Annotated in this window: 11 protein-coding genes and 1 pseudogene; 4 read left to right on the top strand and 8 right to left on the bottom strand. The window is 69.9% G+C overall.

Features of this window, described 5'->3' with window-relative positions; translation table 11 throughout:
• Positions 1-76 precede the first annotated feature (76 nt).
• A pseudogene (locus ACFY0P_RS46530) lies at positions 77-1,082 on the top strand (IS5 family transposase).
• A gap of 10 nt (positions 1,083-1,092) precedes the next feature.
• On the opposite strand, the gene ACFY0P_RS46525 reads toward ACFY0P_RS46530, so the two are convergent.
• Positions 1,093-1,506 (bottom strand): cytidine deaminase, encoded by a 414-nt coding sequence (locus tag ACFY0P_RS46525; protein ID WP_388928429.1) that lies wholly within the window; start codon positions 1,504-1,506, stop codon positions 1,093-1,095.
• Positions 1,507-1,659: 153 nt separating this feature from the next.
• Between ACFY0P_RS46525 and ACFY0P_RS46520 the strand changes: the two genes are divergently transcribed.
• Positions 1,660-2,856 (top strand): RNA-guided endonuclease InsQ/TnpB family protein, encoded by a 1,197-nt coding sequence (locus ACFY0P_RS46520; protein WP_388928427.1) that lies wholly within the window; start codon positions 1,660-1,662, stop codon positions 2,854-2,856.
• Between the two features lie 28 nt (positions 2,857-2,884).
• Here the strand turns inward: ACFY0P_RS46520 and ACFY0P_RS46515 are convergent, their stop codons facing one another.
• The 4 genes from ACFY0P_RS46515 to ACFY0P_RS46500 form a co-directional block, all read right to left on the bottom strand.
• A complete protein-coding gene (locus tag ACFY0P_RS46515; RefSeq protein ID WP_388928425.1) occupies positions 2,885-5,350 on the bottom strand; it encodes a SpoIIE family protein phosphatase in 2,466 nt (821 codons plus the stop codon).
• Between the two features lie 46 nt (positions 5,351-5,396).
• Positions 5,397-6,110 carry an HD domain-containing protein gene (locus tag ACFY0P_RS46510; RefSeq protein WP_388928423.1) on the bottom strand — a complete coding sequence of 238 codons (714 nt, stop codon included), beginning with the start codon at positions 6,108-6,110 and terminating at the stop codon, positions 5,397-5,399.
• A 24-nt stretch (positions 6,111-6,134) separates the two neighbouring features.
• The gene (locus tag ACFY0P_RS46505) at positions 6,135-7,958 is read right to left on the bottom strand and encodes a PEP-utilizing enzyme (RefSeq protein WP_388928421.1); all 1,824 of its coding nucleotides are present in this window, start codon (positions 7,956-7,958) and stop codon (positions 6,135-6,137) included.
• A gap of 93 nt (positions 7,959-8,051) precedes the next feature.
• The gene (locus ACFY0P_RS46500; protein WP_388928419.1) at positions 8,052-9,131 is read right to left on the bottom strand and encodes a PEP/pyruvate-binding domain-containing protein; all 1,080 of its coding nucleotides are present in this window, start codon (positions 9,129-9,131) and stop codon (positions 8,052-8,054) included.
• Between the two features lie 98 nt (positions 9,132-9,229).
• Between ACFY0P_RS46500 and ACFY0P_RS46495 the strand changes: the two genes are divergently transcribed.
• Positions 9,230-9,895: a PP2C family protein-serine/threonine phosphatase gene (locus ACFY0P_RS46495; protein ID WP_388928417.1), complete on the top strand. Its 666-nt coding sequence runs from the start codon at positions 9,230-9,232 to the stop codon at positions 9,893-9,895.
• Here ACFY0P_RS46495 and ACFY0P_RS46490 read toward each other — a convergent pair.
• The 3 genes from ACFY0P_RS46490 to ACFY0P_RS46480 form a co-directional block, all read right to left on the bottom strand.
• Positions 9,843-10,805 (bottom strand): RNA polymerase subunit sigma-70, encoded by a 963-nt coding sequence (locus tag ACFY0P_RS46490; protein ID WP_388928415.1) that lies wholly within the window; start codon positions 10,803-10,805, stop codon positions 9,843-9,845. The two genes, ACFY0P_RS46495 and ACFY0P_RS46490, sit on opposite strands and share 53 nt — an antisense overlap.
• Before the next feature lie 41 nt (positions 10,806-10,846).
• Positions 10,847-11,587, bottom strand: a complete 741-nt coding sequence (locus tag ACFY0P_RS46485) for an SDR family oxidoreductase (protein WP_388928413.1) — start codon at positions 11,585-11,587, stop codon at positions 10,847-10,849.
• A 536-nt stretch (positions 11,588-12,123) separates the two neighbouring features.
• The gene (locus tag ACFY0P_RS46480) at positions 12,124-12,450 is read right to left on the bottom strand and encodes a hypothetical protein (protein WP_388928411.1); all 327 of its coding nucleotides are present in this window, start codon (positions 12,448-12,450) and stop codon (positions 12,124-12,126) included.
• Between the two features lie 255 nt (positions 12,451-12,705).
• On the opposite strand from ACFY0P_RS46480, the gene ACFY0P_RS46475 reads away from it, so the two are divergent.
• Positions 12,706-13,245: an AAA family ATPase gene (locus ACFY0P_RS46475; protein ID WP_388928409.1), complete on the top strand. Its 540-nt coding sequence runs from the start codon at positions 12,706-12,708 to the stop codon at positions 13,243-13,245.
• The last annotated feature ends 178 nt before the right edge of the window (positions 13,246-13,423 follow it).

Here is a 13,423-nt window from a genome sequence, read left to right as displayed (position 1 = left end):
GAGGGCATTTGATCTATGGGCTGCCTGTGGTTGTGATCAGGCCCGGGGTGGGGTGTCGGTCCGGTAGGACTGTGGCGTGACGCGTGCGCAACTAACCGACGGTGAATGGGAGTTCATCGGGCCGTTCCTGCCGGTCGGCAGGTTCGGCCCGTACCCGGAGCGGCTGCGTGAGCGGTTCGAGGGGGTGATCTGGCGGTTCCGTACCGGCAGCCGGTGGCGGGAGATGCCCGAGCGGTTCGGTGCCTGGCAGGCGGTCTACAACCGCTTCATGCGCTGGCGGGACGCGGGCGTCTTTCAGACCCTGCTGGACGAGGCGATCGCCGAGGCCGCCCGCAGGGACGAGACGACATGTCCCTGGTCGGCGTGGACTCCACGACTACGCGGGCGCATCACGACGCGGCCGGCATGCGGGTCAGCGAAGAGACCTTGGCCGCGTTGGAGGAGGCAGCCTTGCAAAAAGGGGAGCGCGCGAGGAACAAGGCGGACAGGACACGGAAAGCGATCCGGTCCGTGCCGAACGCCGACGTATCCGCCGCAGACGCAGGGCCCGGCTGAAATCTGCTCTACTCGGGCGGTCCCGCGGCGGGCTGACCAGCAAGATCCACTCGGCCGCCGACCCGCGCTGCCGGCCGATGGCGCTCCTTCTGACCGCCGGGCAGGCCGCCGACAGCCCCCAGCTCATCCCGGTCCTGAGCCGGGTGCGGGTCCGCCTGCCCGTCGGTCGTCCGCGCACCCGGCCCGCCGCTGGCGATAAGGCTCACTCCTCTCACTTCAACCGGGCCCACCTGCGCAAACGCCGTATTAAGGCGGTCATCCCGGTGAACAAGGACCAGGCCGCCAACCGCACGAAGAAAGGAAGCCGGGGCGGCAGGCCCGTCACCCACGACGCTGATCTCTACCGTGACCGCAACACGGTCACGCGGGCCATCAACAGGATGAAGGACTGGCGAGGCGTCGCGACCCGCCACGACAAGACACCCGAAAGCCACCTCGCAGGACTCCATCTCCGGGCAGCAACCATCGGTGCCGCGCATCAAGCAACGTTCGCGCCGTTGCCGGCCGACGGTGCCAGCTCGTACTGAGTGGCGCGGTCTACTCGGCTTCGAGCTGGTGGTCGGCCCAGACGTAGCTTTCGGGCAGCAAGTCGGTGACAAGGACAGTTCGGAGGCGATCGTCTTCGCCGACGATGACCTTGAGGGCGGGAAAGTAGTCGAGAAGGACCTGACGGCACCGGCCGCACGGGGGAACAACCCCCCGGTTGCGGTCGCCGACGGCGACAATCGTGTCCAGCTCGTAGGCGCCCTGCGCGGCTGCCGCGCCAATGACGACCAGCTCGGCGCAGGGGCCTCCCGTGAAGTGGTAGGCGTTCACCGCCGTGACGATCCGGCCGTCCCGGGCGCGGGCCGCGGCCGCCATGGTGTGGTTGTCGCCGCGGCAGCGAGTGCGCGCGATGTGCGCCGCGGCCTGGATGAGTTCGTGGTCGACGGGGTGGGTCTGCGCGGTCATCGGGTTTCCTCCGTGGATACTCCGTCCTTCAGGGCGGAGAGGAAACGGACTCCTGCGGAGCAGGGCAAGGGGCTGCGATTGGCCGCCAGGGCGGATCGCAGTGCTCTGACCGGCAGGTTCGATCTTCACGTATAGCCTCACTAGTTTGTGAGTGTGACCACAACGTGCGTGAAGCGGGCTTTCAAGTACCGCTTCTACCCGACCGAAGCGCAGGCGGCCGAGCTTTCGCGCACGTTCGGGCGCGTACGGAAGGTCTACAACAAGGCGCTCGCGGCCCGGACGGAGGCGTGGGCGCGTCAGGAGCGGGTCAACTACAACGCCACCTCGGCGATGCTGACGGCGTGGAAGAAGACCGAGGAACTGGCGTTCCTCAATGACGTGTCGTCGGTGCCGTTGCAGCAGTGCTTGCGGAACTTGCAGACCGCGTTCACGCACTTCTTCGGCAAGCGGGCCAAGTACCCGCGCTTCAAGTCGCGTAAGAAGTCCCGGAAGTCCGCCGAGTACACCGCCTCCGGCTTCCGGTTTAGGGACGGCAGGCTGACCCTGGCGAAGATGACCGGCCCACTCGACATCGTGTGGTCGCGTCCGCTCCCCGAGGGGGCGAAGCCGTCCACCGTGACCGTGTCGCAGGACAGCGCCGGGCGCTGGTTCGTCTCGATGCTGTGCGAGGATGCGACCGTCAGGCCGCTCCCGGCCACGGACGCGGCGGTCGGCGTCGATGTCGGACCGGACCACCTCCTGACCCTCTCCACCGGAGAGAAAGTCGCCAACCCCCGGCACGAGCGCCGTGACCGTACCCGTCTGGCCAAGTCCCGGCGGGAGCTTGCCCGCAAGGCCAAGGGTGATGGGGCCAATCGGCGCAAGGCCCGAGAGAGGGTCGCGAAGATCCACGCCCGGATTACCGACCGCAGCCGTGACGGCCTGCACAAGCTGACCACCCGACTCGTTCGTGAGAACCAAACGATCGTGATCGAGGACCTGACCGTGCGCAACATGGTCAAGAACCGAAAACTCGCCCGCGCCATCAGTGACGCGGCATGGGCGGAGTTCCGGAGCCTTCTGGAGTACAAGGCGGCCTGGTACGGGCGGGAAGTGATCGCGGTGGACCGCTTCTTCCCCTCCTCCAAGTTGTGCTCCGTCTGCGGCACCTTGGCCGACAAGATGCCGCTGCACGTGCGCACCTGGACGTGCGAGTGCGGCACGACCCACGACCGGGACGTGAACGCCGCACGGAACCTGCTGGCCGCCGGACGGGCGGTGTCGGCCTGTGCAGCTGGTGTAAGACCTCAACGGAGAACTCCGGGCGGGCAGTCGGCGACGAAGCAGGAAGTCTCATGGCGCGAGCCGTAAGAATCTCCCTCCTTCAGGAGGGAGAGCGTCAAATGGCGGCAGTTCCCTCCAGGGAGAGGAGCGGGCCGCCGGCCGCGGCCAGGGATTGCTCACACCAGATCGTCTTGCCGGCCGCCGTCTGCCGGGCGCCCCAGCGCTCCGTGAGCTGCGCGACCAGCAACAGCCCCCGACCGCCCTCGTCGAACACCCGGGCCCGGCGCAGATGCGGTGCGGTGTTGCTGGAGTCGGAGACCTCGCAGATCAGCCCGCGGTCGTGGATGAGCCGCAACTGGATCGGCGGGCCGCCATACTTGATGGCGTTGGTGACCAGTTCACTGACCACCAGTTCGGTGACGAACGCGGCTTCTTCCAGCCCCCACTCGGCCAGGGCACGGGCGGCGTTCGACCGTATCCGCGCCACCTTGGCGGGGTCGGGCTCCACGTCCCACACGGCGACCCTGCGCGCGTCCAGGGCCCGGGGCCGCACCAGGAGCAGGGCCGCATCGTCGGCGGGGCCCTCGGGCAGCAGCTTGTGTACGACGTGGTCGCACAGGGAGTCCAGGGTGCCCGTCGGAACGGCCAGCGCCTCCCGCAGGGCCTCAAGCCCCTCCCCGAGGTCGCGGTGGCCGGAATGGATCAAGCCGTCGGTGTAAAGGGCGAGCAGGCTGCCTTCCTGGAGGGTGAAGTCCATCGATTCGAACGGCAGCCCGCCCAGTCCGAGTGGCGGCCCCACGGGGACGTCCAGGAACTCAGCGGTGCCGTCCGGACCGACGACGGCGGGCGGCGGGTGGCCGGCAAGCGCCATGGAGCAGCGCCTGGAGACCGGGTCGTACACGGCGTACAGGCAGGTGGCCCCGATGTCCCCGGCGGCCTCCGCCCCCGGCGGCTCCGTGTCGGCCCCGGACTCCGCCGACAGCCGGAGGACCAGGTCGTCGAGGCGGGTGAGCAGTTCGTCGGGAGCGAGGTCGACATCGGCGAGGGTTTGTACGGCGGCGCGCAGCCGGCCCATCGTGGCGGCCGCGTGGATGCCGTGGCCGACCACGTCGCCGACCACCAGCGCGACCCTGGCTCCGGAGAGCGGGATCACGTCGAACCAGTCGCCGCCCACCCCGGAACGCTGTTCGGCGGGGAGGTAGCGGAAGGCGGCTTCCACCGCCGACTGCCCCGGCATCCGCTGCGGCAGCAGGCTGCGCTGCAGAGTGAGAGCTGCGGCGCGTTCGCGGGTGAAGCGCCGGGCGTTGTCCAGGCAGACCGCCGCCCTTGCCACCAGGTCCTCGGCGAGGGGAAGGTCGTCCTCGTCGAAGCTCTCCGGAGTCTCCCGCATGCGGGTGAACCACACCACGCCGAGGGTCGTGCCCCTGGCCTTCACCGGCACGATGATCCATGAGTGCGGGCCCATCCGCCGGACCCTCGCCCGCCGGTCGGGGGTCGCGTCGATCTCGTAGTAGGTGCGGATCGGCGGGGCGGTGCTGTCCCGGTACAGCGTCGGCCGGCCGGTGGCCAGGCACAGGGCGGCCGGCGAGTTCGCGAGGTAGACGTCCGTCTCGCCGACGGTGTGCTGTGCTGTGGTGACCCCCTCGCACAGGTACAGTTCCGCGATGCGCCGCAGCCGCACGGGGCCGGCCAGCGGCCCAGGAGGGGGTTCGTCGCCTTGGAGGATGACTTCCAGCAGGTCCACGCGGGCGAAGTCGGTGAACCTGGGTACGGACACCTCGGTGAGCTCCCGTGCGGTCTGTACCATGTCGAGGGTGCTGCCGATGTGCAGGCTCGCGTCGTTCAGCAGAGAGAGCCGCTCGCGGGCACGGCGCTTCTCGGTCACGTCACTGACGAGAGCACAGACTCCGAGGGTACGGTCCTCCGCGTCCCGCAGCGGCGTCGCCGAGACACTGAAGACACGGGATCCGAGGCCGGTCAGGCCGGTGCCCTTGAGCTCGCTGACCTGCTCTTCGCCCGTGGCCATGGCCAGCCGCATCCGCTCCTCCCACTCCACCGCGTCGGGGCCGGCGAAGATCTCCGTCAGCCGGTGTCCGCATCGCTCCTCGTCCGGCAGGCCGCTGAGGTGGTGCATCGCGGCGCTGCGCCACACGCTGCGCAGCTCGGTGTCGTACACCGTCAGGGCCAGGGGCGAGTCCTGCAGAACCCAGCCGGACAGCGACTGCCGCAGTCGTTCCGCCGCCGGCCCGGACGGCGGGGCGATGAGCAGGACGGTGCCGGGTTCTCCTCCGGTGCTGTCCGCCCCCGGGGCGAGGCGGTAGCGGGAGACGGTCACGGCCAGCCGATGGCCGTCCTTGTGGCGTACGCTCAGGTCCGGCTGCCGCTCACCGTGCTCGGCAGCCCCTGCACCTCGAGCAGGCTCCCCGTCCGGGAGTAGAGGGGCGTCCAGCAGCTCCGCCACGGACCGGCCGCGGGCCTCGGCGCTGGTGTGACCGAGCAGGCGTTCCGCTCCGGGCGTCCACCCGATGACCAGACCCTGCCGGTCGGTCACGACCACTCCGAGTGGCGGATAGGCGTCCATGCAGTCAAGACTTGCGCCGTAAATATCCATAATCAACCGAAATAAGTCATTCTTTATGTGAGGGTGCGTTCAGGCCGCTTCGCCGCACGCTGAGGTCGGTGCGGGCCAGCACGGTGAATGCGGCACCGACGGCACGGGCGGGTTCGGTGAGCAGCCGGTCGTAGGTGCGTGCCGCCAGGAACCGCAGTGTCCGGTCCGGGTCCAGGGCGAACCACGCACCGACGGTCCGCAGGCCGTGCGGGGTCAGCCGCCACAGCTTGTCGGCGTCTTTCACCACGGCGTCGTCCAGGTCGAGGGCATCCCTACGGGTGTCGTGCCCGTCGATGATGGTGACGATCCGCTCGGTGTCCCGCGCGGGGTAGCCGACTTCGGCGAGGATGCGGGCGGCGATGGCGGCGCCCTCGGTCTCGTGCTTGCGTATCGCCTCCTGCCCGGCAGGTCCGGCCCGCCCGGCGATGGCGGGCAGAATGTCCGCGGGGTCCACCGTCTTCCAGCCGGTGTCGTGCAGGAGGACGGCGGGCAGCACGACGTCCGCCCGTGCCCCTGGCAGGGCGTGCAGCAGCGCGGTCGCCAGCGCGAAGGCGTACAGCGAATGGGCGTCGTTGTCGCGCACGTCGAGGTAGGGAAGGGCGCGGTCCCATATCTCCCGCCGAACGCCGGTCAACGGCACGGGCCGGGGAAGGGGGTCGCTCAGGGGGATCTCCGAGGCTGCCAGCGGCAGCGTCGGCAGCGGAGTGCGGGCCGGCCGGTCGGAAGTCATGACGTCTCCTGTCGTGGGGGCCGGTCAGTCGAGAAGGGTGACCGTGCCGGCCGTGCCGTCCACACGGATCCGGCGGCCGGACGTGATGCGGGTGGACGCCGAGCCCGTACCGGTGACGGCGGGCAGGGAGTACTCACGGCAGACGATGGCGGCGTGGGACATGACTCCCCCGATGTCGGTGACGGTCGCGCGGACCTTCCCGAAGGCCGGCGTCCAGCTGGGCGCGGTGACCGGGGCGACCAGGATGTCGCCCTCCTGGAGGAGGTCCAGCTCGTCGGGGCTGCGGATCACCCGGGCCGTGCCTTCGGCGACGCCCGGCGAGGCGGCCATGCCGGTCAGGTCGCCCGGGTCGCCCGGGTCGCCCGACACTGCCAGCCACGACCGGATGCGCTCGCTGGTGATGCCCCACAGCATGACGCTGAACGGCTCGGTGATGGCTTGTGCCGGTTCGTTCAGCGCCGGTTCCGGGTGCTGCCGTGCGAGCGCGGCCACGATGCGGCGTCGCCGTTCCACCTCCGCCGGCCAGTGACCGGGGCCGGCCGGCTCGACGCCGATCGCCCAGCTGGACGCGTGGTCGAACAGCGCGGCCCGGACTTCGTCGCGCGTGAGGTAGAACATGTCGTTCGCGCCGGGCCAGAACCCCGCCCGGTGCAGCAGGGCGGACAGCTCCCTGGCCTTGCGCCAGAAGACGCCCATCGTCCAGTGCTCGATGTAGAAGTTGTGGTTCTCCACATACGGGTAGACCTGGCGCGCGAGGCCCAGCTTCGCCTCGAAGTCGGCACGTGCCGGGGCGTCGAGCAGCGCGGCGTACTCGGAGGTGATCCGCTCGCGCTCGGCGGCGAGTTCGGCGAGGCGCCGGTCGATGGCCTCACCCCGCCGCAGGCGCAGGATGTAGTCGCGGACATACCCCAGGGGAAGCGAGGGAGTGTCCCTCCAGTACCGGTCGTCGCTGTAGAGGCCATTGCCCGAGGTGAAGTTGAACCAGGGATCGCGGGCGGCGTTCCAGGCCTCGAGCCACTCGCGGCCCCGCGGCTCGCGACTGAGGGCGGTCAGGGTGTGCGCGCCGGGGTCGGGCACGGTCAGTGCCCTGTCGACGCCCAGTTCGACAGCGAGCCTTGCCAGTTTCCTGAGCTCCTCGTCCGGCCTGAACAGCTCCATGTCCACGCCCGTGACCATCGCCGCGATGCCCTGGTCCGGGATGTCCGGGAACCGTTGCTTGCAGAAGTGGAAGAAGTCCAGGTAGGCCGCGTAGCCGAGGTTCAGGAACTCGAAGTGGTACTGCCAGGCGCGGTGACAAAGGGCGAGGAGCCGGTCGTACCCGCCGAGCAGGCCATCGGCGGCGCCCAGGCCGGAACCCGCTTCGACGTCCTCGTACGGCTGGACCTCCGGCAGTTCGCTGAAGCTGATCGACTCCAGTTCACGGATGGTGCCGAGGACCTTGCCCTTCCAGTTCTCCAGCAGCCTGTCCCAGTTCGCGTAGTAGTACCCGGCGCGGTCCAGGAACTGCTGTGCTCGGGCAGGGATCCGGCTTTCCGGCGCGGCCACCGGGCTCAGGTAGACATGGCCCTGGTGGATGCGGAACATGACGCCGTACGCGGGCGGTACGACGAAGTGCCGGGTGTTGAACTGACCCAGGCACTTGAACGCGAACTCGGGGACGACCGTCTCGAACGGCTTGACCACGGTGGGCCAGTGCTGGCTGTCGCGGAACCAGAAGCGTTCCTCCTCGGCCGAGCGCCGCCAGGGCTGGAAGAGCGTGTAGTACGGGTACAACCGTTCCCACCCCTCCGCGGCCGCGGGGGAGGTCATCTCGTAGGGGCTCGGGAAGGCTGTGCGCGAGACCGTCATCTTGACGTGCTCCTTACAGGGCTCGCCGGCGGGCGATGCCGACCCGGCGTGGACGAGTCTTTCGACGGCGGCCGAGCCGAGGGGGCATATCGGCTACCTCCCAGGGCGAAGGAGGGTGTCGAGGATGCTGGAGACGCCCGCGCCGTGGCTGGCCCGGGCAGGTGTCCTCGGCCGACTGCTCCAGACCGTCTCGGGCCGCGTCTGGAGCAGTCTCACGGTGGCGCCCGCATCCGTGGAGCCGTTCGGGTGCTTGTCGACGGCCCACTCGATGTCCTGCGAGCAGCCGTATCGCCGCTCGGCGGTCTTGGCCAGGCGGGCGATCTCCACGACCTCCTCCTGGGTCAGGCAGGGGACCTGCTGACGGCCCTCCTCGACCACCCGCCGTGCGAGCCCGTGCCCGTCGGGGGCGGGAACCAGTTCCTGGTGCTTCGGCGACACCGTCGTCCGCACCGTCCTGAGCAGTACCTTGTCCACCAGGTAGGCGTCCGGGGTCACCTCGCCGGACACCATGAGCTGCCCCAGTCCCCAGATCGCCTCCACCCGTATCTTCGAAGGGTCGCCGTCAGCCGGGTTGACGGTCACGGCGGCGCCGGACGTACGGGCATCGACCATCTGCTGCACTGCGACCGCCATGCGCAGCCCCCGCTGCGGCAGCCCCCGGGCCACGCGGTAGATGATTGCGCGGTCGGTCCACAGGCTCGCCCAGCAACGACGGACGGCCTCGAGCACGGCGTCGGCGCCCCGGATCCACAGGAACGTGTCGTGCTGACCGGCGCAGCTCGCCTCGGCCAGGTCCTCCAGTTCGGCGCTCGACCGGACGGCCACCGCGACGTCCGGGCAGCCGACGGCCCGGCAGAGCTCCTCGTACGCCGTCGTCACCGCCGACGCGACCGGTGAGGGCACGGGCTGGTCAGTCACCATGCAGCGGATCTCGGCGCCGCGCGCCGCCACAGCACCCGGATCGGCGGCGAGCCCGGCAAGGGCTGCGTCGACGGCCCGGCGCAACCCGCCGCGGTCGAGCAGCGCCTCGAAGGCATCCATGGTCACCACGAACCCGGGCGGCACCGGAGCACCGGCCCGGGTCATCACGATGAGCGCGGCGCACTTGCCGCCGAGCCTGCTCGTCCCGGCCTCGGCAGAGCTGTCGAACGCGAGGGTGTACGGAGAGTTCACGGGCCTCTCACTCCCTGCCACGGACTTCACCGCATGGCCGCCAGGCCATTCCGGCCGTGCCCCGTTCCACGAAGGCACAGCCCCCTGAAGGTCAGCCTATGACGCCCAGTGCCCTCCCGCAGCGGGTCATGGTGCGCAGCGTATGCGGCGGGTACCGCGGTGCGGCCGGCGTCGGAACTGCGGGCGGCGCGCTGTGCTACTGGGACGCCCGGCGCGCCAGGATCTCCAGCAAAGGCCGCTGGCGGGTCGACGGCACGCCGGTCGCCCGCGGGGTGCACCTGACCGTGGTCGACGCCATGGGCCACGACCTGGCCGCGGGACTGGCCTCCGCCGTCGCTCTGGCCGGCTGCCGGTCCACCCGCCGCGCAGGCGGCACCCTGAGTGACATCGCCGACCGGATCGACGCAGACCTGCACCGATGGCGGCCCGGCGGCCTGCTGACCGGCGTCTTCGCACACCTGGACCTCGATACCGGGCGGCTGGCCTGGATCAACGCCGGCCACCCGCCGCCGCTCCTGATCCGCGCTCTTCACGTGGTCCCCACGCCCGCTGGCGCGGCGAGGAGGGCTTCAAGGCATGGATGGAGGGCCCCATGCAGGCCGCCGACTCCACCCTGTGGTTCTTCGAGGTTGTCCGGTCCGCCAGCCCGCATGCCAGAGCCGGGACTCGACAAATACCACGCCCTGGGCTTTGGGAACCCAGTGTCGCGCGTCAGTGCGTTTCGAGGTGGTGGTCGAAGGCCGCGACCAGGGACGGGTCGTTGAAGGCGGTGATTCGGGCGATGCGGTCTGCGCGCTGGGTCAGGACCTGGATGCCGTACGGTTCGTACCGCCCGCCGCCCGCGTGCTTGTGGACGACGAGGGCCGGCTGACCGTTGGCGCGGGTGGGGGCCAGCCGCCACAGGTGCGGGCGCAGGACGCGGGCGGACAGGAAGCCGATGACGGCCTGGCGGCCGGTGAACCAGGTCGGGGTCGGGGGCATCTCCAGCTCGACGTCGGCGCGCAGCAGGTGCACCAGTGCGTTGGGGTCGGCGCGGGTGAAAGCGTCGACATAGTCGTCGAGGAGGCCGCGCCGGGTCTCCTCGTCCGGCTCGGCCAGGTCGTCGGCGACCGGTCCGGCATCGGCCAGGCGGGCCCGGGCGCGGCGGAGCGCGCCGTCCACGGCAGCGGTCGTGGTGTCCAGGATCTCGGCCACCTCGGCCGTCCGGAACCCGAGCACGTCGCGCAAGGTCAGCACGGCGCGCTGGCGGGCGGACAGGAACTGCAGTGCGGCGATGAACGCGAGGCGCACTCCCGTCCGCGTGGCCACGATCGCCGCGGGGTCGCCGGCGCCGAACCGTGCGTCCGGCGACGGCTGGAGCCAGGGCACTGCCGGCTCGCGGGGAGCCACCGCCACACGGTGATCGTCCGACGGCGCGCCCAGTCCCGATGGAAGAGGCCGCCGGGATCGCGTCTCCAAGGCCGTCAGGCAGGCCATAGTGGCGATCTTGTACAGCCACCGCCGCACCGAGGAACGGCCTTCGAAGCCGTCGAGCGCGCGCCACGCCCGTAGATAGGTCTCCTGGACCAGGTCTTCGGCGTCGTGGATCGAGCCGAGGAGCCGGTAGCAGTGCGCGAGCAGTTCTGGCCGGAACTGCTCGGCCAGAGCGGTGAACTCGGCGTTCGACGGCATCATGGGTTCTCCTCGGACTGCGGCGGGGCCACCGTAAGCGTGGATCAGTCGATCGGACTCAGCCCTGCGCCGTCGACCCGGTACTCCGGACCGCTGTCCGGGGCCTGGGCGAGCTCCACCACAGCCTTGCCGATCTGTTCCAGGGTGAGAATCGGCTGCCGTCCTTCGACGAAGGTTTCACGGGCTACGCCGGCACGCGCGGCGTAGCCCGTGACCCCTGCGTCGCCCACCCCGCCGACCGGAGTCATGTTCGGCAGGAGTGTGACGAACCGGATGCCCAGCCCGGCCCGCTGCGACTCCTCGACGCCGTACTGGCGCAGGTACCGGATGGCAGCCTTGGCACTGGCGTATCCGCCGCTGAGCGGGGAGCCACCCAGCGCGGCTCCGCTGGACATAGAGAGGACGACGCTGCCCGGAGTCAGCGGCGCTCGCAGAGCAGCCCCGGTCCAGGCGAAAACGTGCCGCGCGTCGACCTCCCAATTGCGGCTGAAGGTCTCCCAGGTCTGCTCATGCACGGGCGCCATGTGGGGCGTTGCCCCGGCGTTGAGCACGAGCAGACCGGGCCGGTGGCCACGGATCACCTCCTCGGCGAGGGCTTCGCCGACGGCATCGGCGACGACGGGCGTGAACATCGGGCCGAGCTCGCCGCGTACGGCGTCCAGCTCCTGTCCGTTGCGGGCGATACCGATGACATGGGTGCCACGGGCCACGAGCGCGGCGGCGATCGCGCGCCCGAAGCCGCGGCTCGCACCGGTGACGACGGCGGTCTGAAGGTGATCTGGCATCGGAGGCTCCACGTGCTGGTCGGGTTCGGTCGCCAATCAAGACCAGCGGGAGGAGAGAAAACCGTCGTCCCAGCGGAAGAATCTTTCGACGGCGCGGACGGCTTACCTCCCGCGCCGTCCCCGAACGGGCACTGCTCGGCAGGCGACCTGCCCTGGCTGCGGGTACTTGTCGGGGCGAATGCACGGCTCCTATCTGCGGTTTCCTCACGATCTACCGACGGGGCGGCAAGTCCGTCGTGGTGGCCTTGAGGGTGCTCCGGTTCGTCTGCGCGGAGGGCTCTTGTTCGCGCAAGACTTTCGCCGAGCAGGTGCCGGGGCCGCAACGACCGGCACCGGCAGTGCGCCCAGCACAGCCATCCCCGCGAGCGCGGCCGGGAACCCGGTCAACGTCGGATCCCCCTCTGAGTTGTTCGCAGAGGCGAGCATCCACCCGTCGGCCGGCATCGCAGGGGTAGAAGCAGCGGGCGGTCACCGGGCTGTGACGGTCGTAGCGTGGTCGGCACCGGGGGTTCGAGACGGGCGAAGCGGCAAGCGGCTCAGGGCGTCCACCGTTCCGTGCAGGCCAGACAGATCCTCGTGTTCTCCCAATTCCTCCGTACCCGTTCCGCCTCCTGGTTGCGGCGGTGAGCTACCAGTCCCCACACCGCGCCTGCGCCCAGGAGGGCGACACCGGCCAGGATCTCCCCGCCCACCAGCAGCAGCACGCCCAGGACGACCAGTCCGAGGGCGGGCAGCAGGTTCCCGGCCGCAGGCGCAGGCCGGGCGAAGCGCTCCCGGTTCGGCGCGCCCGCAGGCAGGCCGTCCAGGTACAGCGACAGCAGTTGCACGTTTGACGAGCCGCAGTTGGAGCTCGGGCAATTCACGGTCAACCTCCGTGAGGAATGTGGGAGTTGACATGAGATTGCTCAGGGCGGAGATCCACGGCAAGGCGGCGAGGGGACGGTGTGGCGCAGGGCACAGCACGGGGGCATCAGGGGGCGCGGCAGCCCCACAGGTCCGTTGTGGAGGTGCCTGGCATCCGGGTGGCGGCGTATGCCGCTGGCCAGATCGCGGTCTTGTCGGCGACTTACTGCGGCTTCACCCCCCCTGTCCGGGGTGGACATGTCTAGGCTGGCGGCGTGACTTTGGTGTGGGTGACGGGTAATTCAGGGGCTGGTAAGTCCACGGTCTGCGGGGTGTTGCGAGCGCGTGGCTATGTTGCGCTCGACGCCGACGAGGACGGCTTCAGTCGCTGGGTCGACCGAGCCAATGGCGAGGTTGTGGTGGATCCTCCGTATCCGGTTCCTGGGGGCTGGCTCGACCGATACGGGTGGGCGATCGTCCGTGAGCGCGTTGAGACCCTCGTCGAGGAGTCTCGTTGCCGAATCGCGTTCTTGTGTGGGTCGGTGGAGAACGAGGCAGACGTCCGCGATCTTTTCGACGTCATCGTGTGTCTGGTGATCGACGAGGACACCCTCCGTCACCGGCTCGCGACCCGCACTGCGAACGCATTCGGTCAACATCCCGAAGAGCTCGCAGCGGCCCTGAAGTGGAATCCTCGGATGCGCGCGATCTACGAAAGCCTCGGCGCGACGATCATCGACGCGTCCAAGCCGGTGACCGAGGTGGTGGACAGAGTGATCGACGCGGTTCAGGGGCTGGCAGCGGCCACCCGATGACTGTCGAGCACCACCATGCTGGGGTCGGCTGATCGGTCCTTCTTCGAGGACAAACCGACTGGCACGCCGCAAGGAGGCGTCCTCACGCCTCCAACGCAATGGATAACACGGGCGCATGTCGCCCTCGGCGTCGGCGTCTGGTGACTGACCGTGATCGGCTGGGGTGTGCTCGCGGATC

The organism is Streptomyces sp. NPDC001714 (genome assembly GCF_042892755.1).
In the GTDB taxonomy this organism is placed as follows: domain Bacteria; phylum Actinomycetota; class Actinomycetes; order Streptomycetales; family Streptomycetaceae; genus Streptomyces.
This window is presented reverse-complemented; position numbering and strand designations above follow the sequence as displayed.

Excerpts from the sequence above, each read along its gene's own strand:
- ACFY0P_RS46505 (WP_388928421.1), bottom strand. The coding sequence starts at position 7,958 with ATGACGGTCTCGCGCACAGCCTTCCCGAGCCCCTACGAGATGACCTCC.
- ACFY0P_RS46490 (WP_388928415.1), bottom strand. The coding sequence starts at position 10,805 with ATGATGCCGTCGAACGCCGAGTTCACCGCTCTGGCCGAGCAGTTCCGG.
- ACFY0P_RS46510 (WP_388928423.1), bottom strand. The coding sequence starts at position 6,110 with ATGACTTCCGACCGGCCGGCCCGCACTCCGCTGCCGACGCTGCCGCTG.
- ACFY0P_RS46495 (WP_388928417.1), top strand. The coding sequence starts at position 9,230 with ATGACGCCCAGTGCCCTCCCGCAGCGGGTCATGGTGCGCAGCGTATGC.
- ACFY0P_RS46515 (WP_388928425.1), bottom strand. The coding sequence starts at position 5,350 with ATGGACGCCTATCCGCCACTCGGAGTGGTCGTGACCGACCGGCAGGGT.
- ACFY0P_RS46485 (WP_388928413.1), bottom strand. The coding sequence starts at position 11,587 with ATGCCAGATCACCTTCAGACCGCCGTCGTCACCGGTGCGAGCCGCGGC.
- ACFY0P_RS46525 (WP_388928429.1), bottom strand. The coding sequence starts at position 1,506 with ATGACCGCGCAGACCCACCCCGTCGACCACGAACTCATCCAGGCCGCG.